General features: G+C 59.8%; 23 protein-coding genes. 11 read left to right on the plus strand and 12 right to left on the minus strand.

Annotated features, from left to right (window positions below; all coding sequences use genetic code 11):
• The first annotated feature begins 40 nt into the window (after window positions 1-40).
• Both recA and recX read left to right on the plus strand, forming a co-directional pair.
• A complete protein-coding gene (recA, locus tag ACM6IO_RS19545) occupies window positions 41-1099 on the plus strand; it encodes a recombinase RecA (RefSeq protein ID WP_008030012.1) in 1059 nt (352 codons plus the stop codon).
• Between the two features lie 8 nt (window positions 1100-1107).
• Complete coding sequence (gene recX / locus ACM6IO_RS19550) at window positions 1108-1575, plus strand: recombination regulator RecX (protein WP_192228517.1); 468 nt, start codon at window positions 1108-1110, stop codon at window positions 1573-1575.
• 45 nt (window positions 1576-1620) lie between these two features.
• Here recX and ACM6IO_RS19555 read toward each other — a convergent pair whose 3' ends face one another.
• A complete protein-coding gene (locus ACM6IO_RS19555; RefSeq protein ID WP_008039292.1) occupies window positions 1621-2739 on the minus strand; it encodes a TIGR00730 family Rossman fold protein in 1119 nt (372 codons plus the stop codon).
• Between the two features lie 131 nt (window positions 2740-2870).
• Between ACM6IO_RS19555 and ACM6IO_RS19560 the strand changes: the two genes are divergently transcribed.
• Window positions 2871-2996: a hypothetical protein gene (locus tag ACM6IO_RS19560; protein ID WP_259331695.1), complete on the plus strand. Its 126-nt coding sequence runs from the start codon at window positions 2871-2873 to the stop codon at window positions 2994-2996.
• Window positions 2997-3106: 110 nt separating this feature from the next.
• Entirely contained in the window at window positions 3107-3301 is a 195-nt protein-coding gene (locus ACM6IO_RS19565; protein ID WP_192228518.1) for a hypothetical protein, read from the plus strand.
• Here ACM6IO_RS19565 and ACM6IO_RS19570 read toward each other — a convergent pair whose 3' ends face one another.
• Window positions 3302-3730 carry a PA3611 family quorum-sensing-regulated virulence factor gene (locus ACM6IO_RS19570; protein WP_008030019.1) on the minus strand — a complete coding sequence of 143 codons (429 nt, stop codon included), beginning with the start codon at window positions 3728-3730 and terminating at the stop codon, window positions 3302-3304.
• A gap of 186 nt (window positions 3731-3916) precedes the next feature.
• Here ACM6IO_RS19570 and ACM6IO_RS19575 point away from each other — a divergent pair, with 186 nt between their 5' ends.
• The 3 genes from ACM6IO_RS19575 to ACM6IO_RS19585 all read left to right on the plus strand — a co-directional run bounded on the left by ACM6IO_RS19575 (window position 3917) and on the right by ACM6IO_RS19585 (window position 5958).
• Complete coding sequence (locus tag ACM6IO_RS19575; RefSeq protein WP_008039290.1) at window positions 3917-4660, plus strand: tRNA-uridine aminocarboxypropyltransferase; 744 nt, start codon at window positions 3917-3919, stop codon at window positions 4658-4660.
• Window positions 4661-4869: 209 nt separating this feature from the next.
• Entirely contained in the window at window positions 4870-5520 is a 651-nt protein-coding gene (erdR, locus tag ACM6IO_RS19580; protein ID WP_192228519.1) for a response regulator transcription factor ErdR, read from the plus strand.
• Window positions 5521-5595: 75 nt separating this feature from the next.
• Window positions 5596-5958 carry a diacylglycerol kinase gene (locus ACM6IO_RS19585; RefSeq protein ID WP_008030027.1) on the plus strand — a complete coding sequence of 121 codons (363 nt, stop codon included), beginning with the start codon at window positions 5596-5598 and terminating at the stop codon, window positions 5956-5958.
• Here ACM6IO_RS19585 and ACM6IO_RS19590 read toward each other — a convergent pair.
• A complete protein-coding gene (locus ACM6IO_RS19590) occupies window positions 5955-6881 on the minus strand; it encodes a LysR family transcriptional regulator (protein ID WP_008030029.1) in 927 nt (308 codons plus the stop codon). The genes ACM6IO_RS19585 and ACM6IO_RS19590 overlap by 4 nt on opposite strands.
• A gap of 122 nt (window positions 6882-7003) precedes the next feature.
• On the opposite strand from ACM6IO_RS19590, the gene fpr reads away from it, so the two are divergent.
• The gene (gene fpr / locus ACM6IO_RS19595) at window positions 7004-7783 is read left to right on the plus strand and encodes a ferredoxin-NADP reductase (protein WP_003443014.1); all 780 of its coding nucleotides are present in this window, start codon (window positions 7004-7006) and stop codon (window positions 7781-7783) included.
• A gap of 183 nt (window positions 7784-7966) precedes the next feature.
• Here fpr and tsaA read toward each other — a convergent pair whose 3' ends face one another.
• The 6 genes from tsaA to rimO all read right to left on the minus strand — a co-directional run bounded on the left by tsaA (window position 7967) and on the right by rimO (window position 13232).
• Window positions 7967-8665 carry a tRNA (N6-threonylcarbamoyladenosine(37)-N6)-methyltransferase TrmO gene (tsaA, locus tag ACM6IO_RS19600; protein WP_008039281.1) on the minus strand — a complete coding sequence of 233 codons (699 nt, stop codon included), beginning with the start codon at window positions 8663-8665 and terminating at the stop codon, window positions 7967-7969.
• A gap of 216 nt (window positions 8666-8881) precedes the next feature.
• Window positions 8882-9652: an SDR family oxidoreductase gene (locus ACM6IO_RS19605; RefSeq protein ID WP_192228520.1), complete on the minus strand. Its 771-nt coding sequence runs from the start codon at window positions 9650-9652 to the stop codon at window positions 8882-8884.
• A 210-nt stretch (window positions 9653-9862) separates the two neighbouring features.
• Window positions 9863-10333: a DUF1456 family protein gene (locus ACM6IO_RS19610; protein ID WP_008030033.1), complete on the minus strand. Its 471-nt coding sequence runs from the start codon at window positions 10331-10333 to the stop codon at window positions 9863-9865.
• Window positions 10334-10408: 75 nt separating this feature from the next.
• Window positions 10409-11119, minus strand: coding sequence for an rRNA pseudouridine synthase (locus ACM6IO_RS19615; protein ID WP_192228521.1), 711 nt, complete (start codon window positions 11117-11119; stop codon window positions 10409-10411).
• A gap of 188 nt (window positions 11120-11307) precedes the next feature.
• Window positions 11308-11781: a GNAT family N-acetyltransferase gene (locus ACM6IO_RS19620; RefSeq protein ID WP_008039278.1), complete on the minus strand. Its 474-nt coding sequence runs from the start codon at window positions 11779-11781 to the stop codon at window positions 11308-11310.
• 113 nt (window positions 11782-11894) lie between these two features.
• Complete coding sequence (gene rimO / locus ACM6IO_RS19625; RefSeq protein WP_008030039.1) at window positions 11895-13232, minus strand: 30S ribosomal protein S12 methylthiotransferase RimO; 1338 nt, start codon at window positions 13230-13232, stop codon at window positions 11895-11897.
• Between the two features lie 287 nt (window positions 13233-13519).
• Here rimO and ACM6IO_RS19630 point away from each other — a divergent pair, with 287 nt between their 5' ends.
• Complete coding sequence (locus tag ACM6IO_RS19630) at window positions 13520-15421, plus strand: potassium transporter Kup (RefSeq protein WP_223414436.1); 1902 nt, start codon at window positions 13520-13522, stop codon at window positions 15419-15421.
• 218 nt (window positions 15422-15639) lie between these two features.
• On the opposite strand, the gene ACM6IO_RS19635 is transcribed toward ACM6IO_RS19630, so the two are convergent.
• Window positions 15640-15945, minus strand: a complete 306-nt coding sequence (locus tag ACM6IO_RS19635; protein ID WP_414912054.1) for a DUF3077 domain-containing protein — start codon at window positions 15943-15945, stop codon at window positions 15640-15642.
• Between the two features lie 476 nt (window positions 15946-16421).
• Here ACM6IO_RS19635 and ACM6IO_RS19640 point away from each other — a divergent pair, with 476 nt between their 5' ends.
• Both ACM6IO_RS19640 and ACM6IO_RS19645 read left to right on the plus strand, forming a co-directional pair.
• Window positions 16422-16712, plus strand: a complete 291-nt coding sequence (locus tag ACM6IO_RS19640; RefSeq protein ID WP_192228523.1) for a type II toxin-antitoxin system Phd/YefM family antitoxin — start codon at window positions 16422-16424, stop codon at window positions 16710-16712.
• An 11-nt stretch (window positions 16713-16723) separates the two neighbouring features.
• Complete coding sequence (locus tag ACM6IO_RS19645; protein WP_414912055.1) at window positions 16724-17011, plus strand: type II toxin-antitoxin system RelE family toxin; 288 nt, start codon at window positions 16724-16726, stop codon at window positions 17009-17011.
• 236 nt (window positions 17012-17247) lie between these two features.
• Here ACM6IO_RS19645 and ACM6IO_RS19650 read toward each other — a convergent pair whose 3' ends face one another.
• Together ACM6IO_RS19650 and mprF are read right to left on the minus strand one after the other, a co-directional pair.
• Window positions 17248-18543, minus strand: a complete 1296-nt coding sequence (locus ACM6IO_RS19650) for a virulence factor family protein (protein ID WP_008030041.1) — start codon at window positions 18541-18543, stop codon at window positions 17248-17250.
• Window positions 18543-21185, minus strand: a complete 2643-nt coding sequence (gene mprF, locus ACM6IO_RS19655; protein ID WP_008030043.1) for a bifunctional lysylphosphatidylglycerol flippase/synthetase MprF — start codon at window positions 21183-21185, stop codon at window positions 18543-18545. The genes ACM6IO_RS19650 and mprF overlap by 1 nt, the downstream gene beginning before the upstream one ends.
• Between the last annotated feature and the right edge of the window lie 155 nt (window positions 21186-21340).

The raw sequence follows: 21340 nt of genomic DNA on the forward strand, positions 1-21340 counted from the left end.
GTGTTGGCCGTCAGGCCTTATTGATTACGTGAGGACTTTAATGGACGACAACAAGAAGAAAGCCTTGGCTGCGGCCCTGGGTCAGATCGAACGTCAATTCGGCAAGGGTGCCGTAATGCGTATGGGCGATCAGGACCGTCAGGCGATCCCGGCTATTTCCACTGGCTCTCTGGGTCTGGACATCGCGCTCGGCATTGGCGGTCTGCCAAAAGGCCGTATCGTTGAAATCTACGGTCCTGAATCCTCCGGTAAAACCACGCTGACACTGTCGGTAATCGCCCAGGCTCAAAAAGCCGGCGCGACCTGCGCATTCGTCGACGCCGAACACGCCCTTGATCCAGAATACGCCGGCAAGCTCGGCGTCAACGTCGACGACCTGCTGGTTTCCCAGCCGGACACCGGTGAGCAGGCCCTGGAAATCACCGACATGCTGGTGCGTTCCAACGCGGTTGACGTGATCATCGTCGACTCCGTAGCCGCCCTGGTTCCAAAGGCTGAAATCGAAGGCGAAATGGGTGACATGCACGTGGGCCTGCAAGCCCGTCTGATGTCCCAGGCGCTGCGTAAAATCACCGGTAACATCAAGAACGCCAACTGCCTGGTGATCTTCATCAACCAGATCCGTATGAAAATCGGCGTGATGTTCGGCAGCCCGGAAACCACCACCGGTGGTAACGCGCTGAAGTTCTACGCTTCGGTTCGTCTGGACATCCGTCGTACTGGCGCGGTGAAAGAAGGTGATGAAGTCGTCGGTAGCGAAACCCGCGTCAAGGTTGTGAAGAACAAGGTCGCTTCGCCGTTCCGTCAGGCCGAGTTCCAGATTCTTTACGGCAAGGGCATCTACCTGAACGGTGAGATGATCGACCTGGGTGTTCTGCACGGTTTCGTCGAGAAGTCCGGTGCCTGGTATGCCTACGAAGGCACCAAGATCGGTCAGGGCAAGGCCAACTCGGCCAAGTTCCTGGCGGACAACCCGGAAATCGCGGCGAAACTTGAGAAGCAATTGCGTGACAAGTTGCTGTCTCCGTCATCGGTAGCGGAATCCAAAGCCTCTGCGGTCAAAGAGACTGAAGATGACCTGGCTGACGCTGATATCTGATTGATCCGATGACCGCCGTACTCGATACACTCGTCGCGGTGCGACGAACCGCAATGGACCTGCTCGCGCGACGCGAGCACGGTCGAGTCGAGCTGACGCGTAAACTGCGTCAGCGCGGCGCTCTCCCTGAAATGATCGACACAGCACTCGACCGCTTGACGGAAGAGGGCCTGTTGTCCGAATCCCGTTACCTCGAAAGCTTCGTTTCCTACCGTTCCCGTTCCGGCTACGGCCCTTTGCGTATTCGCGAAGAGTTGAGCCAGCGTGGCCTGCAACGCAATGACATCGAACTCGCACTGCGTGAGAGCGGTATCAACTGGCAGGAGCAACTGGAAGATACCTGGCGGCGCAAGTTTGCCGGGCATTTACCGATAGACGCCCGGGAACGCGCCAAGCAAGGGCGGTTCCTCGCTTATCGGGGGTATTCCATGGAAATGATCAACCGCTTGTTCAGCGGTCGAGGAATGGATGATTAAACAAAAACGGCCCGCTATTTCGATAGCGGGCCGTTTTTTTTGGCCTCACGTAACCTTTGACGGTTCCCGCGTGCGTTGTTGCGCCTGGGGTTTGGACTGCGCCCAGTTTTCCGGCAGGTTGATGTAGTCCACCAGTTCGCGCAGTCGTCCATGATCACGGGCGTTAAAGGTGAAGGCCAGGCGAGCGAGGTGGCTGAACTGCGGTTCGTCGTGCTCCTCGCCGCTGTAGGCATGCTGATGGAAGTGATCGCTCAGGCACAGGTCGGCGAACGCTTGTTGCATGTGTTCGAGCGCCGCGTCGCTGAGCTTGTGGTTCATGCGGATCACGAATTGATGCTTGAGCCAGCGGCTGGAGTGGAAGTTGCTGTAGAACTGATTGATCTGTTCCACCGCCTCCTCGGCGTTGTAGACCAGGCTCACCAGCTTCATGTCGGTCGGCAGGATGTAGCGGTTCTCCTCCAGTTGATTGCGGATGAAATCCAGTGCGCCTTGCCAGAACGTGCCACCTGGCGCGTCCAGCAGCACCACCGGTACCAGCGGGCTTTTACCGGTTTGAATCAGTGTCAGCACTTCCAGCGCTTCATCAAGGGTGCCGAAACCGCCAGGGCACAAAACCAGCGCATCGGCTTCCTTGACGAAGAACAGCTTGCGGGTAAAGAAAAAGTGGAACGGCAGCAAGTTGGTGGTGCCGTTCACGGTGGGATTCGCATGCTGCTCGAAGGGCAGGGTGATGTTGAATCCCAGGCTGTGTTCAAGGCCGGCTCCTTCGTGGGCGGCCGCCATGATGCCGCCGCCTGCGCCGGTGATCACCATCAGGTCGGAGCGCGCCAGTGCGGCGCCGAGTTCTCTGGCCAGGCCATACAGCGGGTGTTCTATCGGTGTGCGGGCCGAGCCGAATACCGTGACTTTGCGCCGGCCCCGGAATTGTTCGAGCACACGGAAGGCGTGTTCGAGTTCGCGCAGGGCTTGCAGGGTTATCTTGGCATTCCAGCGGTTGTGATCGTCCTGGGCCATGCGCAGCACGGTCAGGATCATGTCGCGGTAGATCGGGATGTTCGGGCTGTTGGGTGAAACCAGGTTGAGTTGCTCTTCGACCTTGCTGATGAGGTCGTGGCCGCTTTCTTCGAAATGACGGCTGAGGAGGTCATTCGGTTGGTAAGGCATCAACTTCTCCTTCCGTACAGGCTCTGTTGTTCCTTTGGATGAAAGAAACATTCGCATCGGAAACGCAAACCAGGCAGCCCCTTTTCTGCCCTGAAAAGTGAACGGGAACACTATGAATCTAGACCCTCTAGATGGTTTTCGCTGACTTGATCATTGCGCTGCAAAGTCTTTCCTGGCAACCGCTTATTGACGATTTGCAAGGTGATTTCACCGCTCGTCTGAACCTGCGCCAAGTGTCCGGCACTCTGATTTACTAAATTACAGACGTGACACGACAGCTTTGCGTCAAAGGCAGGGCGCACGGTACAAGCGGTTCAAGGATTTTTTTCGCTCAAAGCGTGGGCGAAGTGCAAGGAGGCGGGATGCTATGGCCAGAGTCATTCTGGAGATCGATACGCAACTGTATCGATTATTGAAGTCATCGGCCGAGACCAATCATTTGAGTCTCGAAGAGGAGTGTTGCCGGCGTTTGGAGGGAGCCGAGCGGCGCTCGCGCTATTTACAGGCGTTGTTGGCCGAACTGCGCGCCGAGGATGAACAGCGGCGCGCCAAGTCCCATTGATTACTTTTTCTTTGCCGGCGGCGTGGCTTTCGGGCAATCCGATTCCTCGAAGCTGGCGGAGCCGACCGCGCGATTGGTTTTCACCTCGGTAAAGTCGTAACGCATGATCGCGCCCTTCTTCATCAGCTTGCGGAACCCCTCGTTTCTGCAGACGGAGGCGCCAAGCTGGAAGTACACCGCTTTCGGATCAGCCCGCATCTTGTTGGCGTGGCTGCTTTGCACGCTCAAGTGGTTGATCAGAACATTGCCTTCGGCGGTGTAGCCCTGATCGAGAATGTCTTCGTTGATCGCCCGTGGCGTGCCGACGCTGCTTTGTGCGGCGACGTTTCGCAGCTCTCTGTTGAGATTCTGCTCACTCAAGGACGCAGCCTGAGCGCTGAAGGACGACGCCAGCAGGATGGCAGCGGTGGGAACGATAAGGCGCAGCATGAAACTCTCCTGGTTCAGTGACTGGTGGTTCGACCAGCCACAGGGCTGTGCGTTCATTGGCGGCGAATTATAGGGGAGCCCGTCTGGACGGTACAGGCTTGTGCCGGCCGCTCTGGTAAACTGCCGGCCTTTATCGCCCTGAGTGCCGTTCGTGTCGAGTTTTCCTGTCTGCCGGTGTTGCCCACGATGAACCACGCCCCCAACGCCGTAGCCCGCTTGCGCGACCAGCGCGAAGAGGAGGGCATCAAGCCGATTCAGGCCCGAGGCTGGAGGGCGACGCGTTGCCGTGCCTGCCGCGTGATCGAGAGCCATTGCCTGTGTGCCTGGCGCCCGCAGGTCGAGACCCGCTCGGGCGTGTGCCTGATCATGACCAACAAGGAAGTGTTCAAGCCGAGTAACACGGGGTGGCTGATCGCTGACGTAGTGCGCGACAACCATGCGTTCATCTGGTCGCGCACGGAAACCGACCCGCAGCTGCTGGCGTTGCTCGCCGACCCGCAATGGCAGCCGTATCTGGTGTTTCCGGGCGAGTACGTCGAGCCTGAGCGCGTGACCAACACCGTCGAGGTGGATAGCAGCAAGCGACCGCTGTTCATTCTGCTGGACGCGACCTGGACCGAAGCCCGGAAGATTTTCCGCAAAAGCCCGTACTTTGAATCATTGCCGATCCTGAGCCTGCTGCCCGAGAAACTGTCGCGCTATCGTCTGCGCCGGTCGACCCGCAGCGAGCATTTGTGCACGGCGGAAGTGGCGGCGCTGTGCCTCGATCTGGCGGGCGATGTCGACGCCGCGTCGGCACTGGACGCTTATTTCGACGTGTTCAGCCAACATTACCTCGATGCCAAGCATCAGCTGGAAATGAACGTCGCAACACCGGCACATGCCGAGCTGATGCCTTTCGTACCGAAAGCGGCCGTCGTCACGGCCTGATTGTCGCCCATACTGCAAAGAACTGTAGCGGCCAGGCACCTTGACCACCCCGGTTTCGCTGGGCATGCTTGGCGCCGATTGGGGCGCGGCTGTAGTTTCATACGCCGTATTGTTTACGTGATTGCCACGTCATTGGCGTTGAACGTGCCCTGTTGGTGCAGCTCCGTGGCTGCGCCTTGAGCTGTTAGAAGAACAGGATCATTTGAAAAATGGCCACATACGAAATCCTGATTGCCGATGACCACCCTCTTTTTCGTAGCGCCTTGCATCAAGCGTTGACCCTGGGCCTTGGCCCGGAAGTCCGTCTGGTGGAAGTGGCGAGCATCGCCGAGCTGGAAACCCGCCTCGACGAAAAATCCGACTGGGACCTGGTGTTGCTGGACCTGAACATGCCGGGCGCCTACGGTTTTTCCGGGCTGGTGCTGCTGCGTGGTCAGTACCCGCAAATTCCGGTGGTGATGGTGTCGGCCCAGGAAGAAGCCTCGATCATGGTCAAGTCCCGTGAGTTCGGTGCCAGCGGTTTCATTCCTAAATCGAGTGACCTGAGCGTGATCCAGAAAGCCGTACGTTCGGTACTGGATGGCGATGTGTTCTGGCCGCCTCAGGCGTTCGAAGCGGTCAGCGTTTCCGATGAAGCCAAGGCCGCCAGTGAAGGCCTCGCCAGCCTGACACCGCAGCAGTTCCGGGTGCTGACCATGGTCTGCGAAGGGTTGCTGAACAAGCAAATTGCCTACGAACTGAGCGTGTCCGAAGCGACGATCAAAGCCCACGTCACGGCGATTTTCCGTAAGCTGAATGTACGGACCCGAACCCAGGCGGCGTTGCTCCTGCAACAACTTGAGTCAATTTCAAGCCACTGAAGGTTGGCGTCTTCACGCTTTTTTGACTTTGGTTGATCTAGCTTTCCCACTCCTTTTTGGTCAGTTGCCACTTTTATGTCCCCTTTCAAAGGCCAGACCGGCCTGAAACGCATCCTTAACGCTTCCGGTTACTCGCTGGACGGCCTGCGCGCAGCCTTCACCGGCGAAGCGGCTTTTCGGCAACTGGTGTTGCTCAATGTCATCCTGATTCCGATTTCGTTCTTTTTGAACGTCAGCCGCGTCGAGCAGGCGCTGTTGATAGCCGTCTGCTTGTTGGCGTTGATCGTCGAGTTGCTCAATTCAGCGGTGGAAGCGGCCATCGACCGCATTTCCCTGGAACTGCACCCACTGTCCAAGAACGCCAAGGACATGGGCAGCGCCGCGCAGCTGGTGGCGTTGACCATGATCGCGCTGGTGTGGGCGGTGATCCTGCTTTAAGCGATGGTGGGCAGCACGATCTCGTCGCTGCGCTGAACCCCGGCGGTGAAAGCGCGGCACAGGTCGAGGAATTCGCGCATCGCCGGTGTCTGAAATTTCTGTTTGTGCCAGATGAAATAGAACTGCCGCGCCAGATCGAGATCCGGCGTCTCCACCGGCACCAGGCTGCCACGGCGAAACGCGTCGCGCAGTGCCAGCCGTGAAATGCAGCCAATCCCCAATCCTGATTCCACCGCGCGCTTGATCGCTTCGGTGTGTTCCAGCTCCAGGCGGATATTTAGCGCGCTGCGATGATGACGCATGGCCTGGTCAAAGGTCAGGCGCGTGCCCGAGCCTTGCTCACGCAGAATCCACGCCTCGTGGCTCAGTTCTTCCATGGTCGCCGTGCCGCGCAGTGCCAGCGGATGCTGTGGCGCGCAGAACACCACCAGCTCATCCTCGACCCAACTCTGCACTTCGATGTCCGGATGGCTGCAGTCGCCTTCGATTAGACCCAGATCAATTTCATAATGGGCAACTTGTTGCACGATGTTGGCTGTGTTTTGCACGTGCAGCTTCACCTGGCTTTCCGGGTGGCGCTGCATGAAGCTGCCGATCAGCAGCGTGGCCAGGTAGTTGCCGATTGTGAGGGTCGCGCCGACCGCCAGCGAGCCGAAACCGGATTTGCCGTTGAGCAGGTCTTCGATTTCCTTGGCCTGGTCGAGCAACGCCACCGCTTGCGGCAACAGTTGCTTGCCGAGGGCGTTGAGGCTCAGCCGTTTACCGGCGCGGTCGAACAGCTGGCAGCTGGACTGGCGCTCCAGTTCGGTGATCGAGGTGCTTGCCGCCGATTGCGACAGGTTGAGCAGGCCCGCAGCACGGGATACGCTTTCCTGCTGGGCGACGGCGACGAAGACTTGAAGTTGACGGAGAGTAAATCGCATATCGATATAACCGATAACCCTTATCTTAATAATCCATTTAACAGATATTGTCGCTGCCATTAGAATGCGATGCAATTGCGCAGACCACAGGCGCAGGCAAAATCTCCAGGAGTCCCACGTACATGAGCAACATGAACCACGAGCGTGTCCTCAGTGTTCACCACTGGAACGACACTCTGTTCAGCTTCAAGTGCACCCGCGATCCGGGCCTGCGCTTCGAGAACGGTCAGTTCGTGATGATCGGCCTGCAACAGCCCAACGGCCGGCCGCTCATGCGCGCTTACTCGATTGCCAGCCCGAACTGGGAAGAGCATCTCGAGTTCTTCAGCATCAAGGTGCCTGATGGCCCGCTGACTTCCCAGTTGCAGCACCTGAAGGAAGGCGACGAGATCATCATCAGCAAGAAGCCTACCGGCACGCTGGTACTGGACGACTTGAAGCCTGGCAAACATTTGTACCTGCTCAGCACCGGCACCGGTCTGGCGCCATTCATGAGCGTCATCCAGGACCCGGAAACCTACGAGCGTTTCGAAAAAGTGATCCTGTGCCACGGCGTACGTTACGTCAACGAAGTCGCTTACCGCGAGTTCATCACCGAGCACCTGCCGCAGAACGAGTTCTTCGGCGAGGCCCTGCGTGACAAGTTGATCTACTACCCGACCGTGACCCGCGAGCCGTTCGAGAACGAAGGTCGCCTGACCGACCTGATGCGCAGCGGCAAGCTGTTCAGCGACATCGGCCTGCCACCGATCAACCCGCAGGACGACCGCGCCATGCTGTGCGGCAGCCCGAGCATGCTCGACGAAACCAGCGAAGTGCTGAACAGCTTCGGCCTGAAAGTTTCGCCGCGGATGCGCGAGCCGGGTGATTACCTGATCGAGCGTGCGTTCGTCGAGAAGTGACCGAAGGTCACCTGTAGGAGCCGGCTTGCTGGCGATGGTCGTTAACGATGACGCGTTTCTCCCAGGATAAACGCGCTGAGTTCCAGTCCATCGCCAGCAAGCCGGCTCCTACATTAATCGCGTAGCGCATGGAAAAGCCCGCATGACCCGAGAAGGTCATGCGGGCTTTTTCGTTTCTGGCGTTTAAACCTGTGCGGGAATGACCTCAAGGACGCAGATCGAATCCGGCGTCGGATAATGCCACCGCACATCCACATCCCAGAATTGCGCCCCATATTCCCGCTCCGGCGCGGGCGTCTGATAAGCCGGCCGCGGATCCTGCGCCAGGCACTGCTCAACCAGCTCCACCAAAGGCTCTTCAAGACGCTGAGCGTGCCCATGCGCCTGTTGCAACGCCGAGTCCGTCCACTGCACGGGAATCAGCTGCGGTGCAGCGCTGGCGATGCTATTGGACGCCGTGTCGATGATGTCGGCATAAGGCACGTAGGGTTTGATGTCGAGAATCGGTGTGCCATCCAGCAAGTCGATGCCGGATATCCACAGGCGATTGGCTTCGACCTTGTCCAGCTTCACCACGGATTGGCCGATGCCGTTGGGCCGGTGCGTCGCGCGGGTGGCGAACACGCCCATGGATTTGTTGCCGCCGAGGCGAGGCGGGCGGACTTTCAGGCGTGGTTTTTCTTCCAGGGCCTGATGGAACAGGAACAGCAGCCAGACGTGGCTGACCTGCTCCAGACCCTGCACGGCGTCGCCCTGATCGAACGGCGCCACCAGTTCCAGCACGCCGCGAGCGGCGGGTGCCAGTTGCGGCTGGCGCGGGATGGCGAACTTCTCCTTGAAACAGGAGCGCACGAAGCCGATGGGGGAAACGCTGTAGGTCATTGGTTTAGGGTCGAAGCAGGATTGAGGCGGGCATGATACCCCGACGGGCCTCAAGACTGGTGGTGGCTGAGCGGGCCTATTCGCGGGCAAGTCGGACTGCCGCACCACTCGCTCCTACAGGGTTCTCGAGCGAACACAGAGTTTGTGTACGCCAAAGAACCTGTAGGAGCGAGTGGTGCGGCAGTCCGACTTGCCCGCGAAGGCCGCACCGCCGATCTAGAGACTGAACCCACCATCAAGAGGAATGATATTCCCGGTCATGTAAGCCCCCGCCGTACTCGCCAGGCTGATCGCCAACGCCGCCATCTCTTCCTCCCGGCCCCAGCGCTTCATCGGAATCAACGCCGTATCCTCCGCCAGCGCCTGCTCATCGTTCTCGATGTGCTGGGTCATCTTGCTTGGAAAGCGCCCCGGCGCGATCACATTGACGTTGATGTGCTGGCTCACCAGTTCCCGCGCCAGAATCCGCGACAATTGATGCAGGGCCGCCTTACTCGGTCCGTAGGCATAAGCCTGTTCGCCGAAGGAAGAAATCCCCGCCACCGAGCCGATGTTGATGATCCGCGCCGGATTGGCTTCTGACCCGGCCTTGCGCAGCAGCGGCAAGAACTGCTGGATGCAGTTGAACACCGACGTCACGTTGAGCTGCATGACCTTTTCCCAGCCCTTGACCGGATAGCTTTCCAGCGGCGCGCCCCAAGTTGTGCCGGCGTTGTTCACCAGGATATCCAGATGGGTGATCTGCTCGGCCAACCCCGTGACCAGTTGCAGCACACCTTCTTCAGTGGCCAGGTTGGCGGCCACCGCATGGCACGTACCGAAGGCGCTCAACTCGTCAGCCGTTTGCTGACACGCTTCGGCATCGCGCGCGCAGACGTACACGGTGGCGCCGGCCTCGACATAGGCCTTGGCGATCATTTTGCCGATACCACGGGTGCCGCCGGTCACCAGAGCGGTGCGGCCTTGCAGGGAAAAGTACGGGTGCATGGCGAATCCTGAGAGCTGAGGGTGCATACACCCTAGTCGTCAGCCGCCGGAAGCGGAGCCACTATTTTTGCGCGGAATGGGGATTCATACAGCCAGACCTGCTACCCCGACCTGTAGGAGCCGGCTTGCTGGCGATGGCGTCCTTAAGATCGCTATCGCCAGCAAGCCGGCTCCTACAGGTGAGGGGGGTGGCCCATAGGCCGTCGTCGCTTACTGCGGGCGAACGCGCAGGGTCAGGCCCTTGAGGAAATTGCGCAGCAACTGGTCGCCGCACGGACGATAGTTAGTGTGGCCGAACTTGCGGAACAGCGCGCTCAGTTCAGGCTTGGACACCGGGAACTCGGCGGCCTTGAGGATCGCGTGCATGTCGTCTTCTTTCAGCTCGAAGGCCACGCGCAGTTTTTTCAGGATGATGTTGTTGGTCACCGGCACTTCGATTGGCTGCGGCGGACGGCTTTCGTCCTTGCCGCGCTTGAAGATCACCAGGCCGTCGAGGAAATGCGCCATGACTTCGTCCGGGCAGCGTACGAAGCCTTCCTCGTCCTCTTCTTTCTTGTCGAGGTAGGTCAGCAGGGCTTCCAGGGACACGTCCATGCCGCCGAGCTTGATGATCTCGATGACTTTCTTGTCGCTGATGTCGAGCATGTAGCGCACGCTGCGCAGTACGTCGTTATGAATCATGGTGTGCAATCCTGATAGTCGGCAGTGGGCGCCGCATAAACCGCGGCGCCAGAATGTGTGGCGGCGTGAAAAGTCTTAGAACTTCTCTTTGCCGGACAGGTAGCGCCATTGGCCCAGCGGCACTTTGCCGATGGACACGCCGCCGATGCGGATGCGGCGGATAGCGACGACCTTCAGGCCGACGGCCTGGCAGAACAGGGCAATCACGCCCGGTTGTGGGTTCTTCATCGCAAAACGCAGGCGGTTTTCGTTCTGCCAGCTGGCCTTGACCGGCGGCAGTTCCTTGCCCTTGTAGGTGAGGCCATGGTTCAGGCGGTTGAGGCCGTGAGCCACCATCTCGCCTTCAACCTCGACCACATACTCTTGCTCGATTTTCGCGGAGTCGGCGGTGAGTTTTCGCAGGATCTTCCAGTCCTGGGTGAACACCAGCAGACCGCTGGCGTTGGCCTGCAGGTCGGTGCTGGCGGTCAGGCGCTGGAAATGGCCCTTGAGCGGACGTTTGCTGAAGCGATGTTCTTCGCTCAGGGTTTCGGCGCTGATGGTGGCCATGGCCGTATCCGCGTCCATGCCTGCCGGCACGTTGAACAGGATGGTCACCGGCTCTGGTGCGGTGGCCTGGGCCTGCGGGTCGAGCTCGACTTTCTGGGTGTCGACCTTGAACTGCGGCTCGTCGATGACTTCGCCGTCCACGGTGACCCAGCCGCCCTCGATGAACAGCTCAGCCTCCCGACGGGAACAGCCGACGAGTTCGATGAGGCGTTTGGAGAGACGTATCGGGTCAGTCATGACAGGGCCGTAACAAAAAAGGGGTGGGCATTGTACCTGCTGGGCGCCGGTTAATCCCGGCTCCATTTCACCGTTGGGCTTTTTGTAGGAGCCGGCTTGCTGGCGATGCAGGCGATGCGGTGTGTCATTCGTACCGTGGTGATGCCATCGTCGGAGCGCCGCCCGCAGCAAGCCTGCTCCTACACAGGTCAGCCGTTGCTCGACTGTTGCCGGGTTTGGCGCAGCCGCATATGCAACAACGGATAAGGCTGCCCCATGCCGTCATGCTCGGTGCGGCCGATCACCTCGAAGCCCTGTTTGAAGTAGAACCCCAGCGCCTGCGGGTTCTGTTCATTGACGTCCAGCTCATCGGCGTTCAGGTGTTCCATGGCATAACGCAGCAACTGCTTGCCCAGGCCCTGGCCACGGTGGGCCGGGTCGATGAAGAGCATTTCAACTTTGCCCGCTGCCACGCCGGCGAACCCGGTGATGCGCTGGCGCGAGTCTTTGGTGCAGATCAGCATCACCGCGTCGAGGTAGCGCGTCAGCACCAGATTCTTCAGCAGTTCGATGTAGCTGTCCGGCAGAAAGTCATGGGTGGCGCGCACCGAGTCTTCCCAGACCTGAGTCAGTTCCTGGTAGTCGCTCTGTTTCGGCGTGTGGATGACCGAATGTTGGCGCATGGCCGAATGCCCCTTTTGCAGTGGATGGCGCGAGTCCTTTCTCCCACAAAACGATAGACGTAAAAAAGCCCCGCATCTCGTCAAGAGAGCGGGGCTTTGCGTATTTTTTGCGTTTAGATCTGTTCAGCCCACAAGTCGTATTCGTCGGCGTCGGTAACCTTGCACCAGACTTTGTCGCCCGGTTTCAGGTTGCTGCCGTTGTCGATGAACACGTTGCCGTCGATTTCCGGGGCATCGAAGAAGCAACGGCCGACCGCGCCTTGCTCGTCGACTTCATCGACCAGCACTTCGATTTCACGGCCGACGCGCATTTGCAGACGTGCCGAGCTGATGGCTTGCTGGTGCGCCATGAAGCGGTCCCAACGGTCTTGCTTGACGTCGTCCGGGACGATGTCCAGGTCCAGGTCGTTGGCCGGTGCGCCTTCGACCGGCGAGTACTGGAAGCAGCCGACGCGGTCGAGCTGGGCTTCGGTCAGCCAATTCAGCAGGTACTGGAAGTCTTCTTCGGTTTCGCCGGGGAAGCCGACGATGAAGGTCGAACGAATGATCAGGTCCGGGCAGATCTCGCGCCAGTTCTTGATGCGCGCCAGGGTCTTGTCTTCGAACGCCGGGCGTTTCATCGACTTCAGGACTTTCGGGCTGGCGTGCTGGAACGGGATGTCCAGGTACGGCAGGATCTTGCCGGCGGCCATCAGCGGGATCAGCTCGTCGACGTGCGGGTACGGGTAAACGTAGTGCAAACGAACCCAGACGCCGAGGGTGCTCAGGGCTTCGCAGAGTTCGGTCATGCGGGTTTTCACCGGCGCGCCGTTCCAGAAACCGGTGCGGTACTTCACGTCGACGCCGTAGGCGCTGGTGTCTTGCGAGATCACCAACAGCTCTTTGACGCCGGCCTTGACCAGGCGCTGGGCCTCGTCGAGCACGTCACCGACCGGACGGCTGACCAGCTTGCCGCGCATCGACGGGATGATGCAGAAGCTGCAGCTGTGGTTGCAGCCTTCGGAAATCTTCAGGTACGCATAGTGGCGCGGGGTCAGCTTGATGCCTTGCGGCGGCACCAGGTCGATCAGCGGGTTGTGATCCTGACGCGGCGGCACGACATCGTGCACGGCGTTGACTACTTGCTCGTACTGCTGCGGACCGGTCACGGCCAGCACGCTCGGGTGCACGTTGCGGATGTTGCCTTCTTCGACGCCCATGCAGCCGGTCACGATGACCTTGCCGTTTTCCTTGATGGCTTCGCCGATCACTTCCAAAGATTCAGCCTTGGCCGAGTCGATGAAACCGCAGGTGTTGACCACCACGACATCGGCGTCCTGATAAGTGGACACAACGTCATAACCTTCCATGCGCAGCTGGGTAAGGATGCGCTCGGAGTCGACCAGTGCTTTGGGGCAACCCAGGGATACGAAGCCAACCTTTGGATTGGCCGGCGCAGGAGTGGTGGACATGTCTAACCTCGGTATTTGTGACGCCTCCAGCCGAAGACGGCAAGGCGACAGACGGGCGCTTGTTGCGCCTCTGATCAAAAAGTGCGCAATTCTAGCGATGAGACGTTCACTTGACCAGCTTTATGAAGGGAAATACGACGAGTGCTGCGCTATGCTTCGCGCCGTTACGCGTTACCGATTTTTTACAGTCAACAAAACGTCTGTAACGTCATGTAAAACAGCGCATGCTGCGTGACAAAGCATAGTGCTTCTTCCAAGAAGTCCGGTCTGGGTAGTAGGAGTGTTGGATGGGTCAGGCAAGTAGTCAGGCGGCGGGTGCCGAGCATTCGGCGGCGAAGCCGATCGGTATGCTGGTCGCGGCGGTCGGGGTGGTTTACGGCGATATCGGCACGAGCCCGCTGTATACCCTCAAAGAAGTGTTTTCCGGTGGTTACGGCGTACCGGTCAACCATGACGGCGTGTTGGGCATCCTGGCGCTGATCTTCTGGTCGCTGATCTGGGTCGTCTCGATCAAGTACATGATGTTTGTCTTGCGCGCCGACAACCAGGGCGAAGGCGGGATCATGGCGTTGACCGCGCTGGCGCGGCGGGCAGCGGCGGGGCACAAGAGGTTGCGCACGTTGCTGGTGGTCTGCGGGCTGATCGGCGCGGCGCTGTTCTATGGCGACAGCATGATCACTCCGGCGATCTCCGTGCTTTCGGCGATTGAAGGTCTCGGGCTGGCCTTCGAAGGCATCGACCATTGGGTGGTGCCGCTGTCGTTGATCGTGCTGGTGGCGCTGTTTTTGATCCAGAGCCACGGCACCGCGCGAATCGGCATCCTGTTCGGGCCGATCATGGTCACCTGGTTCCTGGTCCTGGGCGCGCTGGGCGTCTACGGCATCATGCAGCATCCGGAAGTGTTGCAAGCGATGAACCCGGTCTGGGGCGTGCGCTTCTTCATCGTTCACCCGGGCATGGGCGTGGCGATCCTCGGTGCAGTGGTGCTGGCGTTGACCGGTGCCGAAGCGCTGTACGCCGACATGGGCCACTTCGGGCGCAAGCCGATTGCCCGCGCCTGGTTCATCCTCGTGCTGCCGGCGCTGGTGCTGAACTACTTCGGCCAGGGCGCCTTGCTGCTCGGTGACCCGGAAGCGGCGCGCAACCCGTTTTATCTGTTGGCGCCAAGCTGGGCGTTGATTCCCCTGGTCGGCCTGTCGACCCTGGCCACGGTGATTGCTTCGCAAGCGGTGATTTCCGGCGCGTTCTCCCTGACCCGCCAGGCTATCCAGCTCGGCTACATTCCGCGCATGCACATCCAGCACACCTCCAGCGCCGAGCAAGGCCAGATCTACATCGGTGCGGTGAACTGGGCGCTGATGGTCGGCGTGGTGCTGCTGGTGCTGGGTTTCGAATCTTCCGGCGCCTTGGCCTCGGCTTATGGCGTTGCGGTGACCGGGACCATGCTGATGACCAGCATTCTGGTGTCGGCAGTGATACTGCTGCTATGGAAATGGCCACCGGTCCTTGCGGTTCCGGTCCTGTTGGGATTTTTGCTGGTCGATGGCGTGTACTTCGCCGCCAACGTGCCGAAAATCGTACAGGGCGGGGCCTTCCCGGTGATCGCCGGTATTGCGCTGTTCGTGCTGATGACGACCTGGAAGCGCGGCAAACAACTGTTGGTGGAGCGCATGGACGAAGGCGGGCTGCCGCTGCCGATTTTCATCAGCAGTATTGCCGTGCAACCGCCGCATCGCGTCCAGGGCACCGCCGTGTTCCTCACCGCGCGGCCAGACGCCGTACCCCACGCGTTGTTGCACAACTTGCTGCATAACCAGGTGCTGCACGAGCAAGTGGTGCTGCTGACGGTGGTGTACGAAGACATCCCGCGAGTACCGACGACACGGCGCTTCGAGGTGGAATCCCACGGCGAAGGGTTCTTCCGGGTGATCCTGCACTTTGGCTTTATCGACGAACCGGACGTGCCGCAAGCGCTGAAGCTGTGCCATCTCGATGATCTGGATTTCAGCCCGATGCGCACCACCTACTTCCTCAGTCGCGAGACGGTCATCGCCTCCAAACTTGAGGGGATGGCGCGCTGGCGCGAGGCGTTGTTTGCGTTCATGTTGAAGAATGCGAACGGCAATTTGCGGTTCTTTAATCTGCCGCTGAACCGGGTGATTGAGTTGGGGACGCAGGTCGAGATGTAACCCCGCGACATCAAAAAGCCCCCGTTGCCGTGAAGGCCGCGGGGGCTTTTTTGTGGCTGAGTGCACAGTATGAAGACGATGCAGATCCATTGTGGGAGCGGGCTTGCTCGCGAAAACGGTCTGACATTCGGCGCTGATGTCGGCTGACCTACCGCTTTCGCGAGCAAGCCCGCTCCCACAATGGATCTGTGGCGTCTGTTGGGATTGCGCTCAGGTAATTATTTTTTTGATTCGGTCTTTGTCCAAACCGGCCGCTCCAGCACCTTCACTGCATCATCAACCACTGCCTTGCTCATCGCCGTCAAATAATGCGCGGCCCAGGCGTGTCGGTCGCTGTCTCGGGCGTAGGCAGCATCTTTGGTCAGCTCCTTGGCCAGGTACAGGAAGTCGGAGGCCATGGCTAACGCATCGCTGAGGGGAACGTCTCGCGTGACATGGAATAGGGGTTGGTTTGAGCAGTAGAGGACGGGGGTGAGGCCGATGGTTTTTAGTTCTGAGGGGGCAGGTGAATCTGTTTTGCTCATGGTGCATCTCCTAAACTGAGGAGCCGCCACGTTCGTTTCCAAGCGAATGGGTGGCAGCTGTGCGCAGGTTGGAAAACCGGGAGCCTAGGAAACCGGCACGTCCGAAGACGTCCCACGCACAACCGCCATGACACAGAATTGCAGCCGTAAATGTCTGCGGTCATGTTGGGCACGTTGTTGCCTACGCTCGACGGGTTTCCAAGCCCGATCGCTGAATGGTCAGCGACGTCCGGAGACTATCCCGTCAAAGAAAAGCGCAACAAGGCATCAAAGTGCCCAAAAAACACGATTCGGAGTTTGCCTACAAGGTCTGCGGGCGTCATCCGATATCGCGCCATCTGAAACAAACAAAAACTAAACGCCGCAAGTGATTCTACAAAGCCGAAGAAATGGGCGTGCTTGCGAAATGTGATATTCAACGCAATACTCTGCGTGTAATTGTGCGCGAAATGTTGCGTGATAGTAGAGAGGTAAATATGACGGCATTACTAGAACGTGCTGACCAGGCGATATCGGTGACTGCGATGGTCAGGGGCTTCAGCGCGAGGCTCAAGGAAATTTCCAGCCGCGCCACCGAGCGCCTGGTTATTTTCAAAGACAATCAACCGGCGGCGGTGATTATCAATATCGATGCGTATCAGGAAATGCTCGACGAACTGGATGACCTTCGGATTGAAGTAGCCGCTCGGGAACGCCTGACCGGTTTCGATGAGGCCCAAGCAGTCAGCCATGACGCTATGCGGGCAAGGTACGCCAGGAAAGACTAAAGGAGCTGGGGATGGTTTGGGGCGTTATCTATCACCCGGAGGTTCAGAAGGATCTGGATCTACTGGGAGCTGTTGCGGCGAATCGCATTCTTGATGTGATCGAAGAGCGAATTATCAACGGCGAGCCGGATAAAAGCGGTAAACCCCTTAGAGCCAGCCTTGCAGGTTGTAGAAGAATTCGAACCAGTGACACGCGGATTGTTTACCGAGTCAACGGGAGAGCGATTCAGTTACTGATCGTCGCGGTCGGTGCCCGACGTGATGAAGAGGTCTACGACGCGGCAGAGCGTCGGATCTGAACAATTGCCCTCGCTGCCATTCAGGCAGCGAGGGAGTGCACAGCATGAAGGCGGTGAAGACCCTATGTGGGAGCGGGCTTGCTCGCGAAAGCGGTCTTGCATTCAACATTTATGTCGACTGACACACCGCTATCGCGAGCAGGCTCGCTCCCACAGGGGGAGTGTGGTGTGCCGCTGGAATGAAAAAGCCCCCGCTACCGTAAGGCAGCGGGGGCTTTTTTGTGGGCGGGTTCAGGTCACTCCTGAGCCGCCGTCTCCTTCGCCTGGCGCTTCTCGATCACATCCACCAACCGCTGGGCCAGTTTCGGGTAGTTCTCGTCGAAGTGGTGGCCGCCAGGCAGTTTGATGGCTTCGCCTACGGCGGTCTTGTCGGTGCAGCCGCTTTCGTCGATTTCTTCTTCACCGAAGATGCACACCACTTTCTCCGGCGGCAGCTTGGCCATTTCCGGGCCGGTGGCAGCTTCTTTGCCGGCGTTGCCGAGCCAGCCTTCGACTTCGATTTCGAAGCTGCCGGTGCGGGCGAAGGCCAGCAGGATGATTGCGTCGACGCGTTGCTGTTCCGAGGCTTCCAGGCGGTTGTAGATTGCCGGCAAGACGTCGGCGCCGAACGAGTAGCCCGTCAGGATGAAGCGCTTGGTGCCCCATTTCTGCCGGTAGTGCTGCATCAGTTCGGCGAGGTCCAGGGCGCTTTGCTCCGGGCTCTTGTGCTGCCAGTAGTAGCGCAGGGTGTCGATGCCGACGACCGGGTAGCCGATCTTGGCCATTTCGCCCGCTACGTCGCGGTCGAGATCGCGCCAGCCGCCGTCGCCGGAGAGGAACAGGGTGACGGTGTCCTTGGCTTGGCCGGCCGGGACTTCAACCACTGGGATTTGCAGGCCGCCAGCGGCTTTGTCACCACCGACGAGCAGCTTGCGCAGTTCGTTGTTCAGCACTTGCGGCAGGTTGATGTCGTAGTCGCTGATGCTGGTTTCGGCGTTGGGTTGGTCGCGCACGAAGCCGGCACTGGTGTCGTCCGGGTTGTCGTTCCACGCCACCAGCCAGTGACCGTGAGCGGCGCTTTTCGGCAGCAGGTGGGTGCAGCCAGGTTTTTCCAGGGCCAGGTCCACCGAAACGGCCTGGGACTTGTCGTCCTTTTGCTCGGACAACCAGCGCCATGCCAGTACGGCGCCAGGGCCGATGCCGCTGACCAGCGTCGCCGGGCCTTTGAGTTCTCTCAGGCCGGATTGCAGGGCGCGGCTTTGCAACAGGCAGTCCTTGGGCAGGATCACCTGAACGATCTGCGCCGAGCCGCTGCGGCTCAGGGTCATCAATTGTTTGTCGCTGAGCTTCTGGTCGTCATTGACCGCCACCAGCACCTGGGCGCGCGGCGTGTTGCCGGGGATGACGCGGGTCATCGCGGCGCCGTCGGCCGGTGTCAGCCGTTCAAGCGTCGGTTCTGGTGCCGGGCGTTTGAGGTACCAGTAACCGCCACCGAGAATCAGGGCCAGCACTACCAGTGTGCCCAGTACGTACCGCAAGGAGCGTTGAATCATCAGCGTTTCACCAATCCAGTCAAGCCGCCCGCAATCAGGGCAGCAGTATCGGCCAGGGCAACCAGCGGATCGAGTCCGGCGGGCACAGCCATATAACGGGGTTCCCAGTCAGGCTGGAACTTGTCTTTGAAGCGGCGCAAGCCTTGGAAGTTGTACAGCTGCTCACCACGGCGGAAAACCATCGAGCCCAGACGCTGGGTCAGTGGTGCGCCACGACGGGGTTGCAACCCCGACAGCGGCACCATGCCCAGGCTGAAACGCGCGTATCCATGATTTTTATAATGTTGAATCAGGCCGACCATCATGAATTCCATGGTCAGTTTGGGCGCATCCGGGTGTGCGCGCATCAGGTCGAGGCTGGCCAGGTCATGGCCGAAAGTCTCGAGCAAATTGGCGAACGCCACCGGGCGCCCTTCGAAACGGATGACAGCGATGCGGAAATGCTTGAGGTAGTCATCACCGAAACGACCGAGCGAGAAGCCTTTCTCGCGCACGTTCTTGCCGGTCAGCCAGGCATCGGAAATCACCTTGAGCTCATCCATCGGTGCATGCCCTGGCTCATGGATCTCCAGCGACAGGCCATCACGGGTGCCACGGTTCCAGGTGTAGCGCAGGTCTTTCATCTCTTTGCCCTTGGCTTCGAGATCAAAGCGCTGCAGATCGACCCGGGCTTCTTCGCCGAGCTTGATCGCAGTCAGGCCGATGTCCATGTAGTACGGCAGGTTCTCGGCGCGTACTTGATAGAACACGGGGCGGGCGTGGTGGATGTCACAGAGGTCGCGGAACTGCCAGATCATTTCCGCCCGTTGCTGGGTCGGGCCGATCGGGTCATACAAGGCCACCAGGCTGCGTCCACGGCGGGCGTACATCAGGAACGCTTCGTCGTTAGGGTGGAACAGCAGCGCCTTGTCACCGGTCAGGGCGAGGCCACCGTCCGGTTGTGCGGAAGCCATCAGGATTTTTACCGCGCGGTCCAGTTCGTCCGGCGTGGGCAGGTGGATCACCGGGCGTGCGGTGCGCAGCAGCCAGGTCAGGGACACCACCACCAGCAGCACGGCGGCGCCGAGCAGCGAGCGCAAGCCGCGCGGGGCGTCGGCATCAAGGGTGAACTGCCACCAGAGTTGATGGCTGTAGGGAACGTCCTGATAAGCGAACAGCAGCAGCCAGATCGACGCACCGAGTACACAAAGGCTCGACACCAGATACAACGGCGAAAACGGCAGTTCGGTCAGGCGGCTCGGGCGATAGAACGAGCGCCGGAAAACCCCCAGCAGGCTCGCGGTCAGGGTCATCAGGCAGGCTTCTTCCCAGTCGAAACCCTTGAGCAGCGAGAGCACGGCGCCGACCAGCAACAGAATGGTGGTCAGCATCCACGCGGCGGACAGGCGTCGACGCAGGCCTTGGGCCAGCAGCAGGCAAAGCACGCCGACCAGGCTGGCGCCGAAGTGTGAAGCGTCGACCAGTCGATGAGGAATCAGGAAACCGATGTGTTCCAGGCGCGTATCGATTTCCGGGGTCACGCCGGAGAACAGCAGCACCACGCCGGACAGAAACACCAGCACCGCCAGAATCGGCGCGGCCAGGCCGGAGGCTGCACGCAAGGATTGACGCGTCTGAAACAAACGCTGGCCTTCATTGACCAACAGCAGCAAGCACGCGACCAGCAGCGGCAGCACCACGTAGATCAGGCGATAGAGCAGCAGCGCGGCGGCCAGCGGCGCGGCACCAAGCTTATCGGCGAAGGCGGCCAGCAGAATCGCCTCGAACACGCCGACGCCACCGGGAACATGGCTGAGCACGCCAGCGGCCAATGCCAGCAGGTACACCAGCAGGAATGCACCGAAGGGCGGTGCTTCCGGCAGCAACAGATACAGCACGGTTGCGGCGGCAGCTACGTCGAGGGCGGTAATGACCAGTTGCAGGAATGTCAGGCGACGGCCAGGAAGGCGCAAGGTGCGACGGCCGACCTTGACCAACAGGTTGTCTGCATAAGGCTGCTCTGGCAGGCGCCGGCGATAGATGCCGACGGCCAATACGGTAAACAGCAGCAATACAGCGGCGGCAATCGCACCCAGCAGCATCTGAGAGAGACCCAGGGCGGCAGAGGCGGCAGGCAGGTTGCTGAGCGTGGCGAGGGCGGCCAGCGGGGGCAGGGCGCAGCCGAGCGAGAGGCTGGCGAACAGCGTCATGTGCGCGACATCGGAAGCCCCCAGGCCATGACGCGCATATAAACGGTAGCGAACCGAGCCTCCCGAGAGCATCGACAGGCCGATGGCATTACCGATGGCAAATGCCGTGAACCCGCCCAGGGCAAGAAGCCGCGGCGCCAGGGTCACGCCGGCATAGCGGCTGGCCGACCATTCGTAGCCAAGCAAGATGATGAAGCCGACCACGGTTGCGGCCAATGCGCCGAGCAGTGCCGGTTTCGGTACGTCGAGAATGGAGTCGTGCAGAGCGTACAGATCGAGTTCGCTCAGCAGGTGGCGACAGGCAATCAGCGCGATAGCGAACAACAGCAGGGTAACCGCCAGGCCAATGGGCTGACGGTACTTGCTGACCAGATCAAGCAAGCGCAGACGCTCGGCCTTGATCGGTTGTGTCGCTGTGACGGTGTCTTGTGAATCAGACGAGTTGGCGCGCATCAATCACCTCTTGGATTGTGCGCGACAGGATGGGGGTATCCAGCCAAGTTACCAATCCCTGTAGAAAAAAATAATCACAAATATTAACGCCTCTCACCGATCAGCGGCGATGGCATGGCATCCGTCGTAGGGGGGGCGGTCTGCGATTCAGCATA

Source organism: Pseudomonas sp. IT-P44 (genome assembly GCF_949768225.1).
GTDB lineage: Bacteria > Pseudomonadota > Gammaproteobacteria > Pseudomonadales > Pseudomonadaceae > Aquipseudomonas > Aquipseudomonas migulae.

Excerpts from the sequence above, each read along its gene's own strand:
- recA (WP_008030012.1), top strand. The coding sequence starts at position 41 with ATGGACGACAACAAGAAGAAAGCCTTGGCTGCGGCCCTGGGTCAGATC.
- ACM6IO_RS19560 (WP_259331695.1), top strand. The coding sequence starts at position 2,871 with ATGGTTTTCGCTGACTTGATCATTGCGCTGCAAAGTCTTTCCTGGCAA.
- ACM6IO_RS19575 (WP_008039290.1), top strand. The coding sequence starts at position 3,917 with ATGAACCACGCCCCCAACGCCGTAGCCCGCTTGCGCGACCAGCGCGAA.
- ACM6IO_RS19590 (WP_008030029.1), bottom strand. The coding sequence starts at position 6,881 with ATGCGATTTACTCTCCGTCAACTTCAAGTCTTCGTCGCCGTCGCCCAG.
- erdR (WP_192228519.1), top strand. The coding sequence starts at position 4,870 with ATGGCCACATACGAAATCCTGATTGCCGATGACCACCCTCTTTTTCGT.
- recX (WP_192228517.1), top strand. The coding sequence starts at position 1,108 with ATGACCGCCGTACTCGATACACTCGTCGCGGTGCGACGAACCGCAATG.
- rimO (WP_008030039.1), bottom strand. The coding sequence starts at position 13,232 with ATGTCCACCACTCCTGCGCCGGCCAATCCAAAGGTTGGCTTCGTATCC.
- ACM6IO_RS19565 (WP_192228518.1), top strand. The coding sequence starts at position 3,107 with ATGGCCAGAGTCATTCTGGAGATCGATACGCAACTGTATCGATTATTG.
- ACM6IO_RS19610 (WP_008030033.1), bottom strand. The coding sequence starts at position 10,333 with ATGATTCATAACGACGTACTGCGCAGCGTGCGCTACATGCTCGACATC.
- ACM6IO_RS19620 (WP_008039278.1), bottom strand. The coding sequence starts at position 11,781 with ATGCGCCAACATTCGGTCATCCACACGCCGAAACAGAGCGACTACCAG.
- ACM6IO_RS19555 (WP_008039292.1), bottom strand. The coding sequence starts at position 2,739 with ATGCCTTACCAACCGAATGACCTCCTCAGCCGTCATTTCGAAGAAAGC.
- ACM6IO_RS19650 (WP_008030041.1), bottom strand. The coding sequence starts at position 18,543 with ATGATTCAACGCTCCTTGCGGTACGTACTGGGCACACTGGTAGTGCTG.
- ACM6IO_RS19570 (WP_008030019.1), bottom strand. The coding sequence starts at position 3,730 with ATGCTGCGCCTTATCGTTCCCACCGCTGCCATCCTGCTGGCGTCGTCC.
- mprF (WP_008030043.1), bottom strand. The coding sequence starts at position 21,185 with ATGCGCGCCAACTCGTCTGATTCACAAGACACCGTCACAGCGACACAA.
- fpr (WP_003443014.1), top strand. The coding sequence starts at position 7,004 with ATGAGCAACATGAACCACGAGCGTGTCCTCAGTGTTCACCACTGGAAC.
- ACM6IO_RS19615 (WP_192228521.1), bottom strand. The coding sequence starts at position 11,119 with ATGACTGACCCGATACGTCTCTCCAAACGCCTCATCGAACTCGTCGGC.
- ACM6IO_RS19645 (WP_414912055.1), top strand. The coding sequence starts at position 16,724 with ATGGTTTGGGGCGTTATCTATCACCCGGAGGTTCAGAAGGATCTGGAT.
- ACM6IO_RS19605 (WP_192228520.1), bottom strand. The coding sequence starts at position 9,652 with ATGCACCCGTACTTTTCCCTGCAAGGCCGCACCGCTCTGGTGACCGGC.
- tsaA (WP_008039281.1), bottom strand. The coding sequence starts at position 8,665 with ATGACCTACAGCGTTTCCCCCATCGGCTTCGTGCGCTCCTGTTTCAAG.
- ACM6IO_RS19635 (WP_414912054.1), bottom strand. The coding sequence starts at position 15,945 with ATGAGCAAAACAGATTCACCTGCCCCCTCAGAACTAAAAACCATCGGC.
- ACM6IO_RS19585 (WP_008030027.1), top strand. The coding sequence starts at position 5,596 with ATGTCCCCTTTCAAAGGCCAGACCGGCCTGAAACGCATCCTTAACGCT.
- ACM6IO_RS19630 (WP_223414436.1), top strand. The coding sequence starts at position 13,520 with ATGGGTCAGGCAAGTAGTCAGGCGGCGGGTGCCGAGCATTCGGCGGCG.
- ACM6IO_RS19640 (WP_192228523.1), top strand. The coding sequence starts at position 16,422 with ATGACGGCATTACTAGAACGTGCTGACCAGGCGATATCGGTGACTGCG.